We start from the raw sequence: 21717 nt of genomic DNA, 5'->3' as shown, positions 1-21717 counted from the left end.
CAGCGAACAGGAGGACCGCAATGGCCGAGTTCACCATGGACGACTTCCGCCGCGTCACCCGCGCGGCCGTGGGGGTGGACGACTCCGTCGACCTGGACGGCGACATCGCCGCGACCCCCTTCGGCGACCTGGGCTACGACTCGCTGGCGGTGCTGGAGATCGCCAACAAGGTCGAGAAGGAGTTCCGCGTCGCCATCCCGGAGGAGGCGGTCGGCGAGCTGGAGACCCCCCGGGAGTTCGTGGACTACGTCAACCGGCGGATGGCGGTGGTGGGGTCGTGAGCGCCCGCACCGAGGCGACGGTCCGCATCGACGCGCCCATGGACACCGTCTGGGACATGACCAACGACGTGGAGTCGTGGACGTCGCTGTTCACCGAGTACGCCGAGGCGACCGTCCTGGCCCGCGACGGTGACACCATCCGGTTCCGGCTGGCCCTGCACCCCGACGAGAACGGCAAGGTGTGGAGCTGGGTCTCCGAGCGCACCCCCGACCGCGCCACGCGCACCGTGCGGGCCCACCGCGTGGAGACCGGCCCCTTCGAGTTCATGAACATCTTCTGGGACTACCGCGAAGCCCCCGGCGGCGGGGTCGACATGCGCTGGGTGCAGGAGTTCCACGTCAAGGACGAGATGCCGTTCGACGACGACGCCATGGCCGAGCACCTGCGCGCCAACACCGCCGTGCAGATGGCCCACATCAAGGAGCAGGTCGAGAAGAAGGCCGCCGGGAGCACGCTCTCCTGAGCGCCCGCGGGCCGCCGCCTGCCACGGCGGCCCGCGGACGGACACGGACGGACACGCGCATGTACCAGTTTCTCCTTCCCCTGGCGCTGACGGGCAACGGGCTGGTGACCGGCGGGATGATGATCGCCTTCCTGGGCGGGGCTCCGCTGCTCCTGCGGCTGCCCCGCGATCAGTACGTGCCCGTGCACATGTTCCTGGTCACCCGCATGGACCCGTTCATGCCGATCTGCCTGCTCACCGCGCTGGCGGCCGACCTCGCGCTGATCGCCGCGGCGCCGGGGGCCCTGGCCCGCGGGCTGGCCGGGGCGGCGGCCGCGGTGCTGATCGCCGCCATGGCGGTCTCGCTCACCAAGAACGTGCCCATCAACCGCTGGGTCGCCCGCCTGGACCCCCAGGCGCTCCCCGACGACTGGGACGAGGTCGACCCCCGCGAGCGGTGGAGGTACTGGAACGCGGTGCGCACCGCCCTGTCGGCCGCCGCCCTGGCGATCAACGCCGTCATCGCCGCCACCCTGCTGTGACCCCCCCGCTGAAACCGCTGTCACGACACCAGATGAGGATCCCATGGCACTCCAGATAACCGGAAAGAACGCCCTGGTCACGGGGGGCTCGCGCGGAATCGGGCGGGCCATCGCGCTCACCCTGGCCCGGGCCGGCGCCAACGTCGTGGCCTGCCACCGCCGAGACGGCGACGCCGTGGACAGCCTCGCCCGCGAGCTCAAGGGCATCCCCGGCGATCACCACGTCATCCGCGCCGACGTCACCGATCCCGCCCAGGTCGCCCACCTCGTCGAGGAGTGCCGGACCCGCCTGGGCGGCCTCGACGTGGTCGTCAACAACGCGGGCGTGATCAGCCACGTCCCCTACGCCGACCTGCCCGAGGACGAGTGGCACCGGGTCATCGACACCCACCTCACCGGCGCCTTCACCGTCATCCAGAAGGCGCTGCCGCTGCTGGGCGAGGGCGCGTCGATCGTCAACATCGGCTCGCGCGTCGCCACGGTCGGCATCCCCACCCGCGCCCACTACACCGCCGCCAAGGCCGGGCTCGTGGGCCTGTCGCGCTCGCTGTGCAAGGAGCTGGGCGGCAAGGGCATCCGGGTCAATGTGGTGGAGCCCGGTGTCATCGAGACCGAGGAAGCGGCCAAGCTGCCGCCGGAGAAGTACGCCCAGCTCCAGGCCCGCTATCAGGCGCTGACCTCACTGGGCCGCCTCGGCGCCCCCGACGAGATCGGCGACGTCGTCCTGTTCCTGGCCAGCGACCTGTCCCGCTACGTCACCGGCGCGACCATCCCTGTGGACGGAGGCATCTGAGCATGAGCACGACCACCCCCGCCCCCGTGTTCCGCGTCATGCTGCGGTTCGAGCTGCACCCCGGCATGGACGAGGGCTTCGAGCAGACGTGGCTGTCCATCGGCAGCGTCATCACCGAGCACCCCGCCAACCTCGGGCAGTGGCTGATGCGCAGCGCCGAGGAGGAGGGCGTCTACTACGTCATCAGCGACTGGGTCGACGAGGCGCGCTTCCGCGAGTTCGAGCACAGCGACGCCCACGTCACCCACCGCACCAAGCTGCACCCCTTCCGGCGCGGCGGCGCCATGTCCATCATGCACGTGGTCCACGACCTGCCCGGGCGGGCCCGCGCGACGGCCGGGGACGCGCGATGAGCGGCCGGGCGCGGGTCCTCATCTGGCACCGCGCGCCCGACACCGGACCCGAGGCGGTCGAGCGCGCCTACGACGACATCAGCCGGCATCTGGCCGGCACCCCCGGGCTGCTCGGCAACGAGCTGCTGCGCGCCGCCGACGACGCAGGGCGGCTGCTGGTGATGAGCGAGTGGGAGAGCCTCGACGCGTTCGTCACGTGGGAGAAGGGCGCCGACCACCGGCTGGCCACGGCGCCGCTGCGCCCCTACCAGGACCGGGGGCGCGACCGCTTTTTCGAGGTGTACGAGGTCGCCGCGGCGTTCTGACGCCCCGGCGCGAGCGCACAACAGAGCGACCACAACGAGGGAGGAGCCATGGCGCGGACCGGCGGACGGCCGCCCCGCACGGTGGCCGGCGCCGTGCGATCGGGCCTGCGCTGGGTGGGCTGGGCGCTCGTGGCCTACGGGCGGATGTTCTCGCCCTACCCCTTCGGCACCGAGTACGACGACCCGCACCAGGGCCGCCCGGACGGCCGGGATGCGTCCGGGCGGCCCGCCCCCCGCGACCCGTGGAAGGAGGACCCCGCATGACCGAAACCCTGTCCCCTCCAGCCGGGGAGGCGCCGGCGTGGACCGCCTGCGAGCGGTGCCGCAGGCTCCTCTACGGCAAGCGGTTCGCCCGCGACCTGTACGTGTGCGCCGAGTGCGGCCACCATGCCCGCCTGAGCGCCCCGCAGCGGACCGCGCAGCTGCTCGACCCGGGATCGGCAGCCGCGCTGCCCGAGCCGGAGACCGCCGAGGACCCGCTGTCCTTCACCGACCTGCGCCCCTATACCGAGCGGCTGGCGCAGGCGCGTGAGCGGACCGGCCTCACCGAGGCCGTCCTGTGCGTCTCCGGCACCGTCGAGGGCCACCCGCTCGTCCTGGCCGCCATGGACTTCAGGTTCATGGGCGGCAGCCTGGGCACCGCCGTGGGCGCGCGGATCGTCCAGGCCGCCGAGGCGGCCCTGCGCGAGCGGGTCCCCCTCGTCCTGGTCACCGCATCGGGCGGAGCCCGCATGCAGGAGGGCGTCCTCGCCCTGTTGCAGATGGCCGCCACCGCCGAAGCGCTCGCGGCGCTCGACCGCGCCGGACTGCTCACGGTGTCGGTCATCACCGACCCGACCTTCGGCGGGGTCGCGGCGTCCTTCGCCACCCTCACCGACGTGATCATCGCCGAGCCCGGCGCGCGCATGGGCTTCGCCGGCCCGCGCGTCATCGCCCAGACCATCGGCCAGACCCTGCCAGAGGGTTTCCAGACCGCGGAGTTCCTGCTGGAGCACGGGCTCATCGACGACGTGTGCCCGCGCGCCGGGCTGCGCCAGGTGCTGGCCCACCTCATCGCGGTGCGCCGCCCCGGGCGCCGCCGCCCGCCCGCGGCCGACCCGCGGGTGACGCGGGCGGCGGACCTGCCGCGGCGCGACCCCTGGGCCGCGGTCCGCCTGGCCCGCCACGAGGACCGCCCCACCACCCTGGAGTACATCACCCACCTGCTCGACGAGTTCCAGGAGCTGCACGGCGACCGGATGTCGGGCGACTGCCCGGCCGTGGTCGGCGGGCTGGGGTCGTTCAACGGGGAGACGGTCGTGGTCGTCGGCCACCAGAAGGGCCACACCACCGCGGAGCGCATCGGGCGCGGCTTCGGGATGCCCACCCCCGACGGCTACCGCAAGGCCGCCCGGCTCATGCGGCTGGCCGCCAAGCTCGGGGTCCCGGTCATCACCTTCATCGACACCCCCGGCGCCCACCCCGGGGTCTCCGCCGAGGAGCACGGCCAGGCGGCCGCCATCGCCGAGAACCTGCGGCTCATGGCGGGCCTGAACGTGCCCGTCGTGTCCCTGGTCACCGGCGAGGGCGGCAGCGGCGGCGCACTCGCCCTCGGCGTCGCCGACCGGGTGCTGTGCCTGTCGGCCGCCGTCTACTCGGTCATCAGCCCTGAGGGGTGCGCCGCGATCCTGTGGCGCGACGGAGCCCGGGCGCCCGAGGCCGCCGCCGCACTGCGCCTGGACGCCCGCGAACTGCTGCGCATGGGCGTGGCCGACGCGGTGGTCCCCGAACCCGGGGACGGCGCGCACACCGACCCCGTGATCACCGCCGAGCTGCTGCGCGACGCCTTGGCGGCGACGCTGGCCGAGCTCGACGGGCACGCTCCCGCCGAACTCGTCGCCGAACGCCGCCGCCGCTACCGCCGGCCCGGCACCCCGTCGAACAGGAGGCCGCAACGGTGACCGAGACGCCCACCGACGACACCCCGCCGCACACGCAAGCCGCGACGGACCTGCGGGAGATCTGCCGCCAGGCCGGGGAGCTGACGCGCACCGCAGCGGGGCCGCCGCAGCGGATCAGCATCCGCTCCGGCGAGCTCCACGTCGAGCTGGAGTGGCCGCGCCCCGCCTCGGCCGGGGACACGCCCTCCGAGGCCGCCCCCGCCGGTTCCGCGGCCCCGACGCCCCCGGCCGGCCGCGGCGACGACGCGCGCACCTACGTCCTGGCCCCCATGGTCGGCACCTTCTACCACGCCCGCGAGCCCGGCGCCGCCCCCTTCATCCGCCCGGGCGACCTGGTCGAACCCGGCCGGCAGGTCGGGATCCTGGAGGCGATGAAGCTGATGAACGCCATCGAAGCGGGCACCAGCGGGCGGGTCGAGGAGATCCTCGTCCCCGACGGAACCCCGGTGGAGTACGGTCGGCCGCTGGTCGCCCTCACCCCCGACCGCGACCGCAACTGAACCGGGCGCCGCACCCGGTCCCCTCACCGACCCCCGATGCAGGAGCCCGGGGGTGCGGCGGCCGCGGCCGCCCGCCTCCGCACGCCGACGAGGAGTGCACATGTTCGGCACCGTTCTCATAGCCAACCGGGGCGAGATCGCCCTGCGCGTCGCCCGTACCTGCCGCGAGATGGGCATCCGGACCGTCGCCGTGTACTCCACCGCCGACGCGGACTCCGCTGTGGTGGACTTCGCCGACGAGGCCGTGTGCATCGGCCCGCCCGCCGCCAAGGAGAGCTACCTCAACGTCCCCGCCGTCATCGAGGCCGCGCGCCGCACCGGCGCCGACGCGGTGCACCCCGGCTACGGATTCCTGTCCGAGGACCCCGATGTCGCCGAGATCTGCGCCGCCAACGGGCTGACGTTCATCGGCCCCCCGGCCGAGGTGATGGCGCGCCTGGGCGACAAGGCGGGTGCGCGCAGGATCATGGCCCGGGCCGGCCTGCCCGTCCTCGAGGGGAGCGCGGGCACCCGCGACAGCGCCGCCGCGGCCGCTGCGGCCGCCGAACGGATCGGCTACCCCGTCATCATCAAGGCGGCGGCGGGCGGCGGGGGACGCGGCATGAGCGTGGTCCACGAGCCCCGCGACCTGCCCGCCGCCTACCGGCGCACCCGTGCCGCCGCCCGGTCCCTGTTCGGCGACGCCCGCGTCTACATCGAGCGCTTCGTGGAGACCGCCCGGCACGTGGAGGTCCAGGTGCTCTGCGACCGGCACGGCAACGGCGTGCACCTGGGCGCCCGCGACTGCTCGGTGCAGCGACGCCACCAGAAGCTCATCGAGGAGACACCGGCCCCCGGCCTGGACCCCGCCATGGTCGAGCGCATGTGCCGGGCGGCCGTCACCGGGGCTCTGGCGACCGGTTTCACCGGGGCCGGCACCGTCGAATTCCTCGTCGACGGCGACGACTTCGCCTTCATCGAGATCAACTGCCGCATCCAGGTCGAGCACCCCGTGACGGAGATGGTCACCGGGTGCGACCTGGTCCGCGAACAGATCCGGGTGGCCGCCGGGGCCCGGCTGGAGACCGGCGACGCCGCCCCGCGCGGTGCCGCCATCGAGTGCCGGATCAACATGGAGGACCCCCGGCGCGGCTTCGCCCCCGCGCCCGGGACACTCGCGGAGTTCCGCCCGCCCGGCGGCCCCTTCACCCGCGTCGACACCCACGCCTACCCCGGATGGACGGTCACCCCCGACTACGACCCCCTCCTGGCCAAGGTCATCACCTGGGGGCCCGACCGCGAGACCGCGATCGCCCGGATGGACCGCGCCCTAAGCGAGTTCCGCATCGCCGGCCGCGGGGTGCACACCACCACCGCGCTGCTGCGCGAGATCCTCGCGCACTCGCGCTTCCAGAACGCCAAGCACAGCACCTCACTGGTGCAGGACATGTTCCCCTAGGAGACCCCCGTGAGGTTCGGCAATCTCTACATCGCCGGGACCGGACGCCACCTGCCCCCGCCACAGGCCGTCGCCGACGCCGTGCGCGCCGGGCTGTGCGAACGCCGGGCGGTCTGGCGGACCGGCATCGAATCGGTGTGCGTCTCCGCGGGGGAATCGGGCCCCGAGATGGCCGTGCACGCCGCCCGCCGGGCGCTGCGCCAATCCGGCGGCGACCCCGCCGGCGTCGCCCTGCTGCTGCACGCCGGCACCTACTTCCAGGGCCACGACATGTGGGCGCCCGCCTCGTATGTGCAGCGCGCGGCGCTGGGCAACGACTGCCCGGCCATCGAGGTGCGCCAGATGTCCAACGGGGGACTGGCCGCCCTGGAGCTGGCCGCCGCCTACACCCTGGCCGACCCCGCACGGGAGCGGGCGCTCATCACCACCGGCGACCGCTTCGCCCGCCCCGGGTTCGACCGGTGGGCCAGCGACCCGGGGACCGTCTACGCCGACGGCGGGACCGCCCTGGTGCTGTCGTCCCGGAGCGGATTCGCCCGGCTGCGCAGCCTGGTCACCGTCTCCGACCCCGCGCTGGAGGCCATGCAGCGCGGCACCGACCCCTTCTCCTGCGCCCCGCTCACCGCACGCACCCCCATCGACGTGGAGGTGCAGCGCCGCGCCTACGTCGCCCAGGCCGGGCTCGACACCGTTCTGGACCGGATCGACGCCGGACAGGCCGAGGCGCTGAAGCGGGCGCTGGACGACGCCGGAGCCGACCTGGGCGACATCGACCGGTTCGTGCTGCCCAACCTCGGCCGGGCCCGGATGACGGCGCACTTCTACGGCAAGTTCGACATCGACCCCGACCGCACCACCTGGGACTGGGGGCGCCGCATCGGCCACCTGGGGGCCGGCGACCAGATCGCGGGCCTGGGCCATCTGGCCGACTCCGGGCACCTGCTGCCGGGGCACCTCTGCCTCCTCGCGGGCGTGGGAGCGGGCTTTACGTGGTCGGTCGCCGTCGTGGAGATGCTGAGCCCACCGCCCCCGCCGACGGCCGCCGGCCCCACCCTGCGCGAAAGGACCGGTGCGGCATGAGCCCCCGGCGCACCCGGGCCGCCGGCCCCCTCCCCGCCCCCGCAGAGCGCACCTTCCTGGGGCACCCCCGCTGGTTCGGGACCCTGTTCATCGTGGACATGTGGGAGCGGTTCAGCTTCTACGGGCTGCTCGCCATCCTCTACCTCTACCTGGTGGCCCCCGCGGCCGAAGGCGGCATGGGCATGACCACCGGCGACGCCGCCGGCCTGTTCGGGATCTACATGTCCCTGGTGTTCATGTCCGCGCTGCCGGGAGGCTGGGTCGCCGACCGGATACTCGGTGCGCGCCGCGCCACCCTCTACGGCGGCGTGCTCATCGCCGCCGGGCACGCCTGCATGGCCGTGCCCGTCCCCGTCTCGCTCTACCCCGGGCTGGGCCTGATCATCGCGGGCAGCGGGCTGGTCAAGCCGAGCATGGCGGCGATGATCGGCCAGATGTACCGGGGCCGGCCCGAGCGCCGCGAGGCCGCGTTCTCCGTCTTCTATGTGAGCATCCAGGTCAGTGCCCTGTTCGCCCCGCTGGCCACCGGCTACGCCGCCGAACGGATCGACTGGCACCTGGGCTTCGGCATCGCCGCCGCGGGAATGGCCCTCGGGCTGCTGCACTACGTGCTGGGCATGCGCCACCTCGGCGACGTCGGGCGCCACCCCGCCGACCCGCTGAGCCCCGAGGAAGGGCGGCGCGCGCTGCGCCGCACCCTGCTGTGGGGCGGCACGCCCGCCGCGGCGGCAACCGCTGCGGTCGCCACCGGACTCGTCGGGTTCGACCGCGTGCTCATGGCCGTCGGCCTGGCCGTCGTGTGCGTCCCGGCCGCCTACTACACCTCCCTGCTGCGGCGCAGCGGGCTCGCGGCCGCCGAGCGGACCCGGCTGCGCGCGTTCGTGTGGATGCTGATCGCCTCGGCGGTGTTCTGGATGCTCTACGCGCAGGGGCCCGCGCTGCTCAACCTGTTCGCCCTGGACTCGGTGCGCCGCTCGCTGCTGGGGTTCGTCGTCCCCGCCAGCTGGTTCCAGTCGGTCCAGCCGCTGTTCCTGCTCCTGCTGGCGCCGGTGTTCGCCGCCCTGTGGGTGCGGCTGGGCGCCCGCATGAGCGCACCCGCCAAGTTCACCGGCGGGCTGCTGCTGGGCGGGCTGTCCTTCGCGCTGATGGCCCTCGCCGCCACCGCGGCCGAGACCGGGCCGGTGTCCCCACTGTGGCTGCTCGGGGTCTACCTGCTCATCGTCTGCGGGGAGCTGGCGATCGCCCCGGTCGGGCTGAGCCTGGCCGCCGAGGTCGCGCCCACGGGCCGCTCCGGCCAGATCCTGGGCCTCTTCTGGCTGTTCGCAGCGGTGGGCGCGGCCGTGGGCGGGCAGCTGGCGCGCCTCGCCGAGGCGATCCCGGAATCCGGCTACCACCTGGTGCTGGCCGCCGCCGGGCTGGCCACCGCCGTGGCCCTGGGCGCAGCCGCCCGCGCCCTCGGCACTCGCCTGGCGGCCGGGACCGCCGGCGGCCCAGACCCCGACGCACCCGCCGCCCGGCCCGATACGCGGCCCGCTGCCGCCTCCTGACCCGAGCCGACACGACGCCGCCATCGCGGCCCGACCGAAAGGAACACCATGTCCGGAATCGCGGGCTGGGTGGACTACGAACGCGACCTCTCCCGGGAGACCGGCACGATCCGGGCGATGACCGCCACCATGGCCTGCCGGGGCCCCGACGCCGAAGGGATCTGGGCCGGACGGCACGCGCTCCTCGGGCACCGCCTGCTCGACCTCGGCGGCGACGCCACCCCCCAGCCCCTGGAAGCCCACCGCGACGCAGACACCGCCGCGGTGGTCGCCTTCGCCGGTGAGGTCTACAACGCCCCGGAGGTGCGCGCCCGGCTGGCGGCGCGCGGCCACCGGTTCCAGGGGCGAGGACCCGCAGAGGTGGCGCTCGCCGCCTACCTGGAGTGGGGCCACCGGTGCGCCGAGCACCTGACCGGCGGCTACGCGTTCGCCGTGTGGGACGCCCGCCGCGAAGAGCTGCTGCTCGTCCGCGACCGGCTGGGCAACGCGCCGCTCTTCTACCACCCCACCGCGGCGGGGGCCGTCTTCGCCTCCGAACGCAAGGCGATCCTGGCCCACCCCCTCGTGGAGCCGGCCGTCGACCTGGACGGCCTCCGGGAACTCCTCTCCTACGCGGGAACCCCCGGGCACGGCGTGTTCCGCGGCGTGCACCAGGTCCGGCCGGGACACGTCGTCCGGGTCGGCCGCGACGGGGTGCGCGAGGAACGCTACTGGGCGCTGGAGGGTCGCCCCCACACCGACGACCTCCCCACCACCGTCGACACCGTGCGCGGCCTGCTCACCGACGCCGTCGCCGGGCAGCTCGACGCCGATGTCCCGCTGGGCATGATGCTCTCCGGGGGCCTGGACTCCAGCGGGGTGACCGCTCTGGCCGCCCGCGCCCTCGACGGGAGCGGCCGGGGTCCGCTGCGCACCTTCTCGGTCGCCTTCGGCGCCCCCGAGGACTTCGAGGCCGACGAGGTGTGGAGCACCCCCGATGCGCCCTTCGTCGCCGAGATGGTGCACAAGGCCGGGACCCGCCACACCGACATCGCCGTGGGGACCGGGGACCTGCTCGACCCGCTGGTGGCGCGCAACGCGTTGCGCGCCAAGGACGTGCCCACACCGCTGGGCAACATGAACACCTCGCTGTACGTGCTCTTCCGCGCCGTGCGCGAGCACACCCGGATCGCGCTCCTCGGCGACGCCGCCGACGGCGTGTTCGGCGGCGTGATGTGGGTGGGCGACGACCGGCTGGTCAAGGCGGAGACCTTCCCCTGGGTCGCCATGGCGGGCCGCGTGGGGGCGCAACACGGGCTGGGCACCGACCTGCTCTCCGCCGACCTGCTGGGGGCGCTGGACGTCCGCGGCTACGCCGCCGAGCGCTACCGGGAGGCGATGGCGCGGGTGCCGCACGTGGAAGGGGAGTCCTCCGGCGAACGGCGGATGCGCGAGATCTGGTACATCAACGTCACCAACTGGCTGGAGACGCTGATCCCGCACAGCGAGTCCATCGCGCAGTCCGTGGGGCTGGCGCTGCGCCTGCCCTACTGCGACCACCGCCTGGTCCAGTACGTGTTCAACGCCCCCTGGGCGATGAAGGGCTTCGACGGCCGCGAGAAGAGCCTGCTGCGCGCGGCGCTGTCCGATGTGCTGCCGGCGTCGGTGCTCGACCGCCGCAAGTCCCCCTACCCCGTCACCCAGGACGCCGCCTACGCGCAGGGGCTCTGCGCCGAGCTGGCCCGGGTGCTGGCCGACCCCTCGGCGCCCGTCGCCGATCTGGTGGACCGGGAGGCGGCCGCCCGGGTGATCGCCGACTCGGGGTCGCTGGTGGCCGGGCGCGGCGTGTGGGTGGCCCGCACCCACGCCGAGATGCTGCTCCAGCTCAACATGTGGCTGGGCATGTACGGCGTCCGGCTGCACGTGTGAGCGTCGCCGCGCGCCCCGCCGCCGAATGCACCGCGGCCGCAGGAACGCTGTTCCTGCGGCCGCGGTGCATCGGTGTCAGACCAGCGTGATCATCCGGAACATGCCCTGGAGGGCGTGCGCGTAGCCGGTGTCGTGATCGATGGTGAAGGAGAACAGCACGTAGGGGCCGGGCTCGAACTCGGTGTGCAGCAGCCCCCAGCGGTCGCCGGCCAGCGGGGCCAGCCCCACCGGGCGGGTGAGCACCGGGACGTCGCCGGGCGGCTCGCCGTTGCGCAACGCGTCGAAGTAGGCGCGCACGTCCTCGGCCGTCGTCCCTTCGCGGACCCGGGCCACCATCGCCTCCTGCGGCGTCGCCGTCGTGTTGACGACGCTGTAGGTGCCGCGGGCGGGCAGCCTGCCCGGGGAGACCTCGAAGGCCGTGCCCTCGCCGTCGTCGACCTGGGCGATGCAGGCGTGCACGCCCGGGGCGGGGGTGCCCGACGGTGCGCCCGCCCGGATCTCGCGCACCATCGGCCGCGACCCCGCACTGCTGTAGCCGAAGTTGACCAGCAGGTAGCCGCCCCTGCCGAGGAGCTGGGTGAACGAGGCGTCGGTCCCGGCCGCCACGACCGCGCCGCCGAGGTTCTCGGCGGTCGCGGTGACCCGGCGCGCGGCCGCGGCCTTCTCGGCCGGGTCTTGGGCGTTGGTGCCGGCCAGGGCCTCCAGGAATTCGTCGACGGTCGCCCCCTCACGCAGCCGCACCAGCAGCAGCGAGCGGCCCGCTGCCTCGGGGGTGCTCACGTGGAAGGTGACCAGGCCGCTGGGCACCCGCTCGGGGACGGTGAACTCGTCGGGCAGCAGCACGACCTCGATCGGATCGGCGGCGGTGCGCCCGGCGGCGTGGGCGGCGGGCGCACCCATGGTGGTGGCCGCGGCGCCCAGCACCGCGGCGCCCGCCGCTCCGGTCAGCAGCCGGCGCCGGGAAGGGCCGTGCGGGGGAGGGGAGAGGGGTCTCATCCGGAACTCCTAACGGGGAAATCCCCTCCGCCGGCGGAGGGGAGGACGTGGACGTGGTCTGGCCGTGGGCGGGCCGCCGGTCCGGCGGCCCGCCCACGGCCCGTGCGTGCGGGGTTCACGCCTGCTTGTGCGCGACGACCAGTGCGTCGGAGCGGGTGAGGGGCGTGGTGGAGACATCGGTGAAGCCCGCGGCTTCCAGCCAGCCGCGGCAGTCCGCGGCCGTGTACTCCGATCCGCCCGGGGTCACCAGCCGCATGCTGAGGCTGCGGAGCAGGTTGGCGGGGTCGCGCCGGTCGTCGTCGACCAGCGCGTCGTAGACGAGCGCGACGCCGCCTTCGGGCAGTGCCTCGTAGGCGCGGCGCAGCAGCCGCACCCGGTTCTCGTCGTCCCAGTCGTGCAGCACGTGCCCGAACACCATGACGTCGGTCTCGGGCAGGGGGTCGGTGAAGAAGTCGGCCGGGTGGAACGTCACGCGGTCGGCCAGCCCGAGCCGGGCCATGTGCTCGTCGAAGACCGGCTCGACCGGGGGGAGGTCCAGGCAGCCCCCGGTCAGGTGGGGGTGCGCCTTCACGATCTCGGCGGCGAGGTTGCCGCGCGCCCCGCCGATGTCGACGAACGACCCCTTCCCGGTCCAGTCGAAGGCCCGCGCCAGCGCCGGGCCGATCTCGGCGTTGGCGCCGTCCATGGCCAGCATGAACCGCTTGACCGCCTCGGGGTTGCGGTAGAACGCGTCGAAGTCGTGCCTGCTCTTGGACTGCGGGTCGCCGCTGCGCAGCAGGTCGGGCAGCCGCCCCCACACCTCGTAGCGCCAGTTGAGCAGCAGCAGCCGGCCGCCGATGTAGGTGGGCTTGTGCTTGTCCAGGTACATTTCGGCCGCCGCGCTGCCGCGGTAGCGGCCGTCCTCGCGGAGCAGGACCCCGAGGCCCACCAGCGCGTCCAGGAAGTCGCGGGTGGCGCGCGGGTGCAGGCCCAGGCGCTCGCGCACCTCCGGCTCGGTGAGCGGCTTCTCGGCGAGCACGGTGAACAGGTCCAGCTCGACCGCCGTCAGGAACGTCTTCGCGGCCCAGAACCCCTGCCCCAGCTCGACCAGGGCGCCTGCCTCCGAGGTCGTGATCTCCGTTGTGCTGTCCACACCAAGGCTCCTTCTCGTCGTGTGCGGTCCCGAAGCGCGGATGGTGGTCCGACCGTGCCAGAGCGGGATCGACACGGGGTCGTACACGGCTGAACGGCGCCCTACCGGGCCCGGCCCGCCGGGGCGGCCCCGGCCGGAGCCGCCGCGACTGCGCGGGCAGGGCGCCCACCGCGCCGCCAGCGGTTCACTAGGGGATGGCCAGCGGCGGGTGACAGGCTGTGGCCGGTCGCGACCGAGGAAAGGGGGCGCCGTGCGCGAGGAGACCACGCCGGTGCTGATCGTCGGCGGAGGGCTGGCGGGCCTGTCCGCGTCACTGTTCCTGTCCTGGCACGGGGTCCCCTCGGTGCTGGCCGAACGCCACACCGGAACCTCGACCCACCCCAAGGCGTGGGGGCTGTACCCGCGCACCATGGAACTGCTGCGGACCGTGGGCGTCGAGTCTGCCGTCCTGGCCGAGAGCGCCGGGTTCAGCGGGCACGTCCTCAACGGCCGCGTGGAGTCGCTGGCGGGCCGGGAGGTGTCCATCGGCCGCATCCCCGCCCCCGAGGACGTCGGCCACGTCAGCCCGGTCGAGCGCGTCGTCTCGCTGAGCCAGGACCGGATCGAGCCCATCCTGCTGCGGCGCGCCCGCGAACTCGGCGCCGATGTGCGTTTCGGGACCGAACTCACCGAGCTCGGCGAACCCGGGGACGACGGTGTGCGTGCCGTCCTCACCGACCGGGCCACCGGGCGGCGCAGCGCCGTGCGCGCCCGCTATGTCATCGCCGCCGACGGCGCCCACAGCCGGCTGCGCGAGCGGCTGGGCATCGCCCGGCGGGGACGCGGCACCCTGCGCCACCAGATGAGCATCCTGTTCCGCGCCGACCTGCGCGGGGTGCTGGGCGATCGCCGGTTCGCGATCTGCCAGGTCCGCAACGCGCAGGTCGAGGGCGTGCTCGGGCACGACGACTCGCTGCGCCAGGGCACGCTGATCGTCACCTACCGCCCCGAGGACGGGCAGGGCCCCGAGGACTTCACCGAGGAGCGCTGCACGCAGCTGGTGCGCGCCGCCATCGGCGTGCCCGGCCAGGAGGTCGCCATCCGCTCGGCGCTGCCGTGGGAGATGGCGGCGCTGGTGGCCGAGCGGTTCCGCTCGGGCCGGGTGTTCCTGGCCGGCGACGCCGCCCACGTCCTGCCGCCGGTGGGCGGGTACGGCGCCAACACCGGGATCCAGGACGTCCACAACCTGGCGTGGAAACTGGCGGCGGTGGTCGGCGGGGTGGCCGGCGAGGCCCTGCTGGACACCTATGACACCGAGCGCCGGCCGGTCGCCGAGGCCACCATGCGCCAGGCCGGGCTGCGGCTGGCCGCCCGCGCCGGGTTCGCCGGCCCCGAGCAGAAGGCGGCCCTGCTCGGCACGCTCACCGTCACGTTCGGCTACCGCTACCTCTCGCCGGCCATCGCCGCCGAAGCGGGGGCCGAGGAGGAGCCGCCCTTCACCGACCCTGTTGCGCTCAGTGCAGAGCCGGGCACGCGCGCCCCGCACCTGCGCGTCGAGCGGGACGGGCGGGCGATGTCGCTGCTCGACCTGTTCGGGAGCCGGCCGGTCCTGCTCGCCGGGGGCAAGGGCGGCGCGTGGTGCGACACCGCCCGCGCGGCGGCCCGGAGCACCGGCATCCCCCTGGACGCCTACCGCGAGGACGCCGACTTCACCGCGACGGGGCGGGCCTGGCACACCGCCTACGGTGTCGGCCCCGAGGGCGCCGTGCTCGTCCGCCCCGACGGGTTCGTCGGCTGGCGCAGCCCGGGCCCTCCGGAGGCCGCCGCCGTGCCGCTCGCCACCGCCCTGGAGCTCATGATGGGCCGCGCGGGGGACTGAGGGCCGGAAGCGACGCCGGCCCCGGCGCCGCCCGCCGCGCTGCCTCAGGGCCGCGGGCCACACCGGGGCCGGGACAGCGTCCTCAGCCCGCCCGCAGATCGCTCAGCAGCCGCCCGGCCAGGTCCGCCACCGTGGGGTAGTCGAACGCCACGGTGGCGGGCAGCCGCAGACCGGTCGCCGACCTGAGCCGGTTGCGCAGCTCCACCGAGGTCAGGGAGTCGAAGCCCATCTCCTCGAACGTGCCGCCCGGCTCCACCGCATCGGGCGAGTCATGGCCCAGCACCGTGGCGACCTGCGCGCGCAGCAGCGCCTCCAGCCCGACGGCGCGCTCGGCCTCGGGGAGCCCCGCCAGGCGGTCCGCCCACGACGATGCGGACCCCTGCGTCACCCGTTGCTGCCGGGGCCGGTCCGGCTCGGGCGCGGGGACCAGCCCGCGCACCACTGAGGGAAGGGCCCCGTGGGCGGACCGGTCGCGCAGCACCGACGGGTCCAGGCGCACCGGCACCAGGTGCGGGTGGCCGGTCGTGAGGGCCGCATCCAGCAGCTCCAGTGCCCGCTCGGTGGCGACCGGGGCGAACCCCGTGCGCGCCATCCGGGCCAGGTCGGCCCGGTCCAGGTGCCCGGTCATGCCGCTGGCCTGCTCCCACAGCCCCCATGACAGCGACGTCGCGGGCAGGCCCTCGGCGCGGCGCTCGTGGGCGAGCGCGTCCAGGAACGCGTTGGCCGCGGCGTAGTTGGCCTGGCCCGCGGTTCCCACGACCCCGGCCACCGAGGAGAACAGCACGAAGGACGACAGGGGCAGGTCGCGGGTCAGCTCGTGCAGGTTCCACGCCGCGTCCACCTTGGAGCCGAACACGCGGTCGATGTGGCCGGCGGTGAGGGCTTCGACGGTGCCGTCCTCCAGCACCCCCGCCGCGTGGATCACCGAGGTCAGCGGGTGCCGCGCCGGGATGGACCCGATCACCTCCGCCAGCGCCGCGCGGTCGGCGGCGTCGCAGGCGGCGAACGTCACCTCGCACCCCAGTCCGGCGAGCTCGGCGGCCAGGCCGTCCGCCCCCTCGGCGGACGCGCCGCGCCGGCCGACGAGCAGGAGATGCCCGGCTCCGTGCCGGGCCGCGAGGTGGCGGGCCACCTCGCGGCCCAGGGTCCCGGTCCCGCCGGTGATCAGGGTGGTGCCCTCCGGGGCGGGCCGCGGGGGCAGTGTCAGCACGATCTTGCCCACGTGCGCCGCCTGCTGGAGGCGGCGGAACGCCTCCGGGGCGCGGTACACGGGCAGGGCGGTCGTCGGCGGTGCCGCCAGATCCCCGCGGTCCAGGAGCGCGACCAGGCCGGCGAGCATCTCCGCGATCCGGTCGGGGTCGACCTCCAGCAGGTCGAAGGGCCGGTAGGCCACGCCCTCGGGCGCGGGGTCGCGGACGTCGGTCTTGCCCAGTTCCACGAACGTGCCGCCGGGGGCCAGCAGCCGCAGGGAGGCGTCGGTGAACTCGCCCGCGAGCGTGTTCAGCACCGCGTCCATGCCCGCTCCGCGGGTGGCCTCCCGGAACCGCTGCTCGAAGTCCAGGGTCCGCGAATCGGAGATGTGCGCGTCGTCGAGCCCGGCCGCGCGCAGCGCGTCCCATTTGCCGGGCGAGGCGGTGGCGAACACCTCCGCCCCCAGGGAGCGGGCCAGCTGGACGGCGGCCGTGCCGACCCCGCCGGCGGCCGCGTGGACGAGGACCCGTTGGCCGGGGCCGGTCCCCGCCAGGTCCACGAGTCCGTGGTGGGCGGTCAGGAAGGCGATCGGGACGGCGGCGGCCCGGGTGAAGGACCAGCCGTCGGGGATCGGGGCGAGCAGCCGCCGGTCGGTGGTCGCGGACACTCCGAAGGCGCCACCGTGGAACAGGCCCATCACCCGGTCGCCGGGCGCCATCCCGGTGACGCCGGGGCCGGTGTCCTCGACCACCCCCGCCGCCTCGGTGCCGATGACCGCCCGGCCCGGGTAGAGGCCCAGCGTGATGAGGACGTCGCGGAAGTTGAGCCCGGCGGCGCGCACCGCGACGCGCACCTCTCCCCGGCCGAGCGGCATCCGGGTGGGCGCCGCCACCGGCGCCAGGGCGTCGATGGACCCGCCGCTCCCGGCGTCCAGCCGCCATTGGGGATCCGCGGGCAGCAGGGTGCCGTCCGCGTCCGTACCGGCCAGCGACGGCGTGTGGACGCTCCCGCAGCGCAGCGCGGCCTGGGGTGCACCGGTGGCCGCGGCCGCGGCGACGTCGGCCGCCGATGCGTCCTCGTCCACATCGAGCAGGGCGAACCGGCCGGGGTGCTCGTTCTGCGCCGACCGCAGCAGGCCCCACACGGGGGCGGCGGGCAGGCCGGCCGGGCGGTCGCCGTCGTGCACCGCCACCGCTCGCGTGGTGGTCACGATCAGCCGTGACGCGGCCAGCCGGTCGTCGGCCAGCCACCCCTGCACCAGGCCCAGGGCCCAGCGTGCGGTGGCGCCGGCGGCCTCGGCGGTGGTGCCGCCCGGCAGCGGGGCGTGGGCGACCACCGTGCCGGGGGCGGGCAGGCCCGCCTCCAGCGCCGCGGCGAGCGCGTCCAGGTCGAGGTAGCGGCGGGCGCCGGGCAGGCCGGGGCCCGGCCCGCCGATCACCGCTGCACCGCCCGCGGTGACATCGTGAACAGCGCCGGGGGCGGCGGGCGCCCACGCCATCCGGAAGAGCGATCCGCCGCCGTCGCCGGTGCCGGAGGCGATCGTGCCCGCGGGCGGGCGCCGCAGGGTGAGCGAGGCGATATCGGCGACGGGTGCGCCGTCGGGGCCGGTGATGCGCAGTGCGGCCGCCCCCGGGCCGGCGGGGGTGATGTGGACCCGCAACGCGGTGGCGCCCGTGGCGTGCAGCCGCACGCCGGTCCAGGAGAACGGCAGCTGCGGCCCGCCCGCGGCCGGGCCGCGCCCGGTCACCGGGGCCAAGAGGGGGTGGAGCGCGGCGTCCAGCAGCGCCGGATGGATGCCGAACCCCCCGCCGCCGGCCACCGGGGGCAGGGCGATCTCGGCGAGGATTCCGTCGCCGCTGAGCCACGCGGCCCGCAGCCCCTGGAACGCCGGTCCGTAGCCGTGCCCCTGGTCGGACAGCCGCGCATAGGCGCCGCTCAGATCCACCTGCTGGGCGCCCGGCGGCGGCCATGCCGTGTCGTGCGGCGGCACGGCGGCGTCGGCGGGGGCGAGGGTGCCCGATCCGGTGCGCGTCCAGGGCGCCCCGCCGGCATCGCGGGTGCCGCAGGGCCGGCCGTACACGGTGAGGGCACGCCGCCCGGTGCCATCGGCGGGGGCGACGGTGAGTTGGAGGTCGGTGGCGCCTGCGGCGTCCAGGAGCAGGGGTGACTCCAAGGTGAGGTCGTCCAGCCGCTCACAGTCGAGGTGCCGGCCGGCGTGGAGGGCGAGGTCGACCAGCGCGGTGCCGGGCAGCACGGCGGTGCCGTCCACGGTGTGGTCGGCCAGCCAGGGGTGGGCATCGAGCGATAGCCGCCCGGTGAAGACCGTCTCGCCGCTGCCGGCCATGTCGAGCACGGCCGCCAGCATCGGATGCCCGGCCGGGCCGGCGCCGGCGCCGGAGGCGGCGTCCGGCGCCGCCGCGGACCCGGGCGCCAGCCAGTGGCGGCGGTGCTGGAAGGGGTAGGTGGGCAGGTCGAGGGGGCGCCGCCGGCCCCGCGGCCGATCGGCGAAGACGGCGTCCCAGTCCACGTCGGCGCCGTTCACGTGGGCCTGTGCCACCGAGGTCAGGATCCGGTCCCAGCCGCCCTCGCCGCGGCGCAGCGTGCCGATGGCGGCGCCGTGCACCCCGGCCTCGTCCAGGCACTCCTGCACGCCGATGCCCACCACGGGGTGCGGGCTCGCCTCGATGAACAGCCGGTGCCCGTCGGCGATCAGGGACGCCACCGCCTGCTGGAAGCACACGGGGGAGCGCAGGTTGCAGTACCAGTAGTCGGCGTTGAGCCCCGCGGTGTCGAGGCGGCCACCGGTCAGCGTGGAGTGGAACGCGACGTCGGCCGAGCCCGGGGTGATGCCGTCGAGCAGGTCCATCAGCTGCTCGTGCAGGACCTCCACGTGCGGGGTGTGGGAGGCGTAGTCCACGTCCACCGTGCGGGCCCGCACCCCGTTGGCCCGGCAGGCGGCGGTGAACGCCTCCAGGGCGGCGCGTTCACCGGCCACGACCGTGGTGGAGGGGCCGTTCACGGCCGCTATGTGCAGCCGCTCCGCCCAGCCGTTCAGCCTTCGCCGCACCTTGTCCGCGCCGAGCGGGACCGATGCCATTGCGCCGGTTCCGGCGAGGGCGGTGATGGCGCGGCTGCGCAGGGCGGCGACCTTGGCGGCGTCCTCCAGGGAAAGGGCTCCGGCGACGCAGGCGGCGGCGATCTCCCCCTGGGAGTGGCCCACGACCGCGGCGGGGACCACCCCGAGCGATCTCCACACTTCGGCCAGCGAGACCATGACCGCCCATAGCACCGGCTGGATGACGTCCACCCGTTCCAGGCGGGCGGCCCCCTTCCCGCCGCGCACCGTCTCCAGCAGCGGCCAGTCGGTGTGCGGCGCCAAAGCGTCCGCGCATTCGGCCATGCGTGCGGCGAACACCGCGGAGGTGTCCAGGAGCTCGACCGCCATCCCCGCCCACTGCGCCCCCTGCCCCGGGAACACCAGGACCGGACCGGCGGAGGCGCCGGCGCGGCCGGTGACCACGTTCGGGGCGGGGTCTCCATTACGGAGAGCGGCCAAGCCGTCCACCAGGTCCTGGCGGCGGGTGCCCAGGACCACGGCGCGGTGCTCGAAGGCGGTACGGGTCGTCGCCAGCGAGAACCCGACATCGGCCGGATCCAGCCCCGGATGCTCCGCCGCGAACCCCGCCAGCCGCCCCGCCTGCGCACGCAGCGCCGGCGCCGTCCGCGCCGAGAGCACCCACGGCACGGTCCCGCCCGAGCCCGGCCCGTCCCCGGAGCGGGCATCTCCGGCATCCTGCGGCGGCGCCTCCTCCACGATCACGTGGGCGTTGGTGCCGCTGATCCCGAAGGAGGACACCCCCGCCCGGCGCGGCACCGCCCCTTGGGGCCACGGCACCGGCCGGGTGAGCAGCCGGAGCGCGCCGGTGTCCCAGCCGACGTGCGGCGACGGGGTGTCGGCGTGCAGGGTGCGCGGCAACTCCTCGTTGCGCAGCGCCAGCACCGTCTTGATGATTCCGCCCACGCCGGCGGCGGCCTGGGCGTGCCCGATATTGGACTTCAACGACCCGAGCAGCAGCGGGCGCCCGGCGGGCCGGTCCCGGCCGTAGGCGGTGATCAACGCGTTGGCCTCGATCGGGTCGCCCAGCGGGGTCCCGGTCCCGTGCGCCTCGACGGCGTCCACGTCGGCCGGGCCCAGCCCGGCGTCGTCGAGTGCGCGGGCGATGACGCGTTCCTGCGCGGCCCCGTTGGGTGCGGTCAGCCCGTTGCTGGCGCCGTCCTGGTTGATCGCCGATCCGCGGATCACGGCGAGCACCGGGTGTCCCGCCTCGCGGGCCCGCGACAGCGGCTCGATGAGCAGCATCCCGGCGCCTTCGGCCCACCCCGTCCCGTCGGCACCGGCGCCGAACGCCCGGCACCGGCCGTCGGGCGAGAGCCCGCCCTGCGCACTGAACTGGATGAACATGCCCGGTGAGGACATCACCGCCGCGCCGCCCGCCAGCGCCATCTCGCATTCGCCCCGGCGCAGCGACTGGACCGCCTGGTGCAGCGCGACCAGCGACGAGGAGCACGCGGTGTCCACGGTCAACGCCGGGCCCTCCAGGCCGAGCACGTAGGCGATCCGCCCCGATGCGACCGAGCCCGTCGTCCCCGTCAGCAAATGGCCGCCGGTGCCCTCGGCGGGCTCCCACAGGTGCGGCCCGTACTCCTGGGCCATCGCCCCCACGAAGACGCCGACGCTGCGCCCGTGCAGGTCCCCGGGGCGGATCCCGGCGCGCTCCACCGCCTCCCAGGACGTCTCCAGCAGCAGCCGCTGCTGGGGGTCCATGGCGTTGGCCTCGCGGGGGCTGATCCCGAAGAACGCGGGGTCGAACCCTGCGGCGTCGTCCAGGAACCCGCCGTGGCCGGTGGCGGAGGTCCCGGGGGCGCCCGGTCCGGCGCCGCGGAGCGCGTCGAGGTCCCAGCCCCGGTCGTCGGGGAAGCCGGTGATGGCATCGGCGCCCTCGGCGACCAGGCGCCACAGGTCCTCGGGCCTGCGCACGCCGCCGGGGAAGCGGCAGCCCATCCCCACGATCGCGACCGGCTCCGCACCCGGGGCGGGTGCGGACGCCTCCTGCACCGGCGCCGCCTCCCGGGCCTCCCGTTCCGGGGCGCCCGGACCGGCGAGGTCGCGCGCCAGCAGCTCGGTCAGGCGCGCCGGGGTCGGGTGGTCGAACAGCAGGGTGGCGGGCAGCCGCAGCCCCGTGGCCTGCTTCAGGCGGGTGAGCAGGTCCGTCGACATCAGGGAGGTGAAGCCGAGGTCCTTGAAGGACCGCCGCGGGTCGATGGCCCCGGCGTCGTCGCCCAGGACCACGGCGATGTGGGCGTTGACCAGGTCGGCCGGCGTCCGCGCCCGGTGCCCCGGGGCGGTCGC

General features: G+C 75.2%; 17 protein-coding genes. 14 read left to right on the top strand and 3 right to left on the bottom strand.

Annotation, left to right across the window (positions count from 1 at the left end; translation table 11 throughout):
• The first annotated feature begins 20 nt into the window (after positions 1-20).
• The 13 genes from ACFOVU_RS17265 (at position 21) to asnB (ending at position 11130) form a co-directional block, all read left to right on the top strand.
• Complete coding sequence (locus ACFOVU_RS17265) at positions 21-281, top strand: acyl carrier protein (RefSeq protein ID WP_378534831.1); 261 nt, start codon at positions 21-23, stop codon at positions 279-281.
• On the top strand, positions 278-745 hold the full coding sequence (locus ACFOVU_RS17260) for an SRPBCC family protein (protein WP_378534829.1): 468 nt from the start codon (positions 278-280) through the stop codon (positions 743-745). The genes ACFOVU_RS17265 and ACFOVU_RS17260 overlap by 4 nt, the downstream gene beginning before the upstream one ends.
• A 59-nt stretch (positions 746-804) precedes the next feature.
• Entirely contained in the window at positions 805-1266 is a 462-nt protein-coding gene (locus ACFOVU_RS17255; protein ID WP_378534827.1) for an anthrone oxygenase family protein, read from the top strand.
• A gap of 43 nt (positions 1267-1309) precedes the next feature.
• Positions 1310-2059: an SDR family NAD(P)-dependent oxidoreductase gene (locus tag ACFOVU_RS17250; RefSeq protein ID WP_378534825.1), complete on the top strand. Its 750-nt coding sequence runs from the start codon at positions 1310-1312 to the stop codon at positions 2057-2059.
• Positions 2060-2061: 2 nt separating this feature from the next.
• Positions 2062-2412: an antibiotic biosynthesis monooxygenase family protein gene (locus ACFOVU_RS17245; protein WP_378534823.1), complete on the top strand. Its 351-nt coding sequence runs from the start codon at positions 2062-2064 to the stop codon at positions 2410-2412.
• Positions 2409-2717, top strand: coding sequence for an antibiotic biosynthesis monooxygenase family protein (locus tag ACFOVU_RS17240; RefSeq protein ID WP_378534821.1), 309 nt, complete (start codon positions 2409-2411; stop codon positions 2715-2717). The genes ACFOVU_RS17245 and ACFOVU_RS17240 overlap by 4 nt, the downstream gene beginning before the upstream one ends.
• Before the next feature lie 48 nt (positions 2718-2765).
• Entirely contained in the window at positions 2766-2981 is a 216-nt protein-coding gene (locus tag ACFOVU_RS17235) for a hypothetical protein (protein WP_378534819.1), read from the top strand.
• Positions 2978-4657, top strand: a complete 1680-nt coding sequence (locus ACFOVU_RS17230) for an acetyl-CoA carboxylase carboxyltransferase subunit alpha (protein WP_378534817.1) — start codon at positions 2978-2980, stop codon at positions 4655-4657. Before ACFOVU_RS17235 ends, ACFOVU_RS17230 begins: the two co-directional genes overlap by 4 nt.
• The gene (locus tag ACFOVU_RS17225; protein ID WP_378534815.1) at positions 4654-5157 is read left to right on the top strand and encodes an acetyl-CoA carboxylase biotin carboxyl carrier protein; all 504 of its coding nucleotides are present in this window, start codon (positions 4654-4656) and stop codon (positions 5155-5157) included. The genes ACFOVU_RS17230 and ACFOVU_RS17225 overlap by 4 nt, the downstream gene beginning before the upstream one ends.
• A gap of 100 nt (positions 5158-5257) precedes the next feature.
• On the top strand, positions 5258-6595 hold the full coding sequence (locus ACFOVU_RS17220) for an acetyl-CoA carboxylase biotin carboxylase subunit (RefSeq protein WP_378534813.1): 1338 nt from the start codon (positions 5258-5260) through the stop codon (positions 6593-6595).
• Between the two features lie 9 nt (positions 6596-6604).
• A complete protein-coding gene (locus ACFOVU_RS17215; RefSeq protein WP_378534811.1) occupies positions 6605-7675 on the top strand; it encodes a ketoacyl-ACP synthase III family protein in 1071 nt (356 codons plus the stop codon).
• Complete coding sequence (locus ACFOVU_RS17210) at positions 7672-9222, top strand: peptide MFS transporter (RefSeq protein WP_378534809.1); 1551 nt, start codon at positions 7672-7674, stop codon at positions 9220-9222. Before ACFOVU_RS17215 ends, ACFOVU_RS17210 begins: the two co-directional genes overlap by 4 nt.
• Before the next feature lie 48 nt (positions 9223-9270).
• Complete coding sequence (gene asnB, locus ACFOVU_RS17205) at positions 9271-11130, top strand: asparagine synthase (glutamine-hydrolyzing) (protein ID WP_378534807.1); 1860 nt, start codon at positions 9271-9273, stop codon at positions 11128-11130.
• 75 nt (positions 11131-11205) lie between these two features.
• On the opposite strand, the gene ACFOVU_RS17200 is transcribed toward asnB, so the two are convergent.
• On the bottom strand, positions 11206-12126 hold the full coding sequence (locus tag ACFOVU_RS17200; RefSeq protein ID WP_378534805.1) for a hypothetical protein: 921 nt from the start codon (positions 12124-12126) through the stop codon (positions 11206-11208).
• Positions 12127-12241: 115 nt separating this feature from the next.
• Entirely contained in the window at positions 12242-13258 is a 1017-nt protein-coding gene (locus ACFOVU_RS17195; protein WP_378534803.1) for a methyltransferase, read from the bottom strand.
• Between the two features lie 250 nt (positions 13259-13508).
• Here ACFOVU_RS17195 and ACFOVU_RS17190 point away from each other — a divergent pair, with 250 nt between their 5' ends.
• Positions 13509-15116: an FAD-dependent monooxygenase gene (locus ACFOVU_RS17190; protein ID WP_378534801.1), complete on the top strand. Its 1608-nt coding sequence runs from the start codon at positions 13509-13511 to the stop codon at positions 15114-15116.
• A gap of 82 nt (positions 15117-15198) precedes the next feature.
• Here the strand turns inward: ACFOVU_RS17190 and ACFOVU_RS17185 are convergent.
• A partial coding sequence (locus ACFOVU_RS17185; RefSeq protein ID WP_378534799.1) for an SDR family NAD(P)-dependent oxidoreductase occupies positions 15199-21717 on the bottom strand: 6519 nt, incomplete at its 5' end.

Origin of the sequence: Nocardiopsis sediminis (assembly GCF_042650565.1) — a bacterium.
In the GTDB taxonomy this organism is placed as follows: domain Bacteria; phylum Actinomycetota; class Actinomycetes; order Streptosporangiales; family Streptosporangiaceae; genus Nocardiopsis_B; species Nocardiopsis_B sediminis.
The sequence above is the reverse complement of the archived record's forward strand: the minus strand, read 5'-3'. Positions and strand labels throughout refer to the sequence as shown.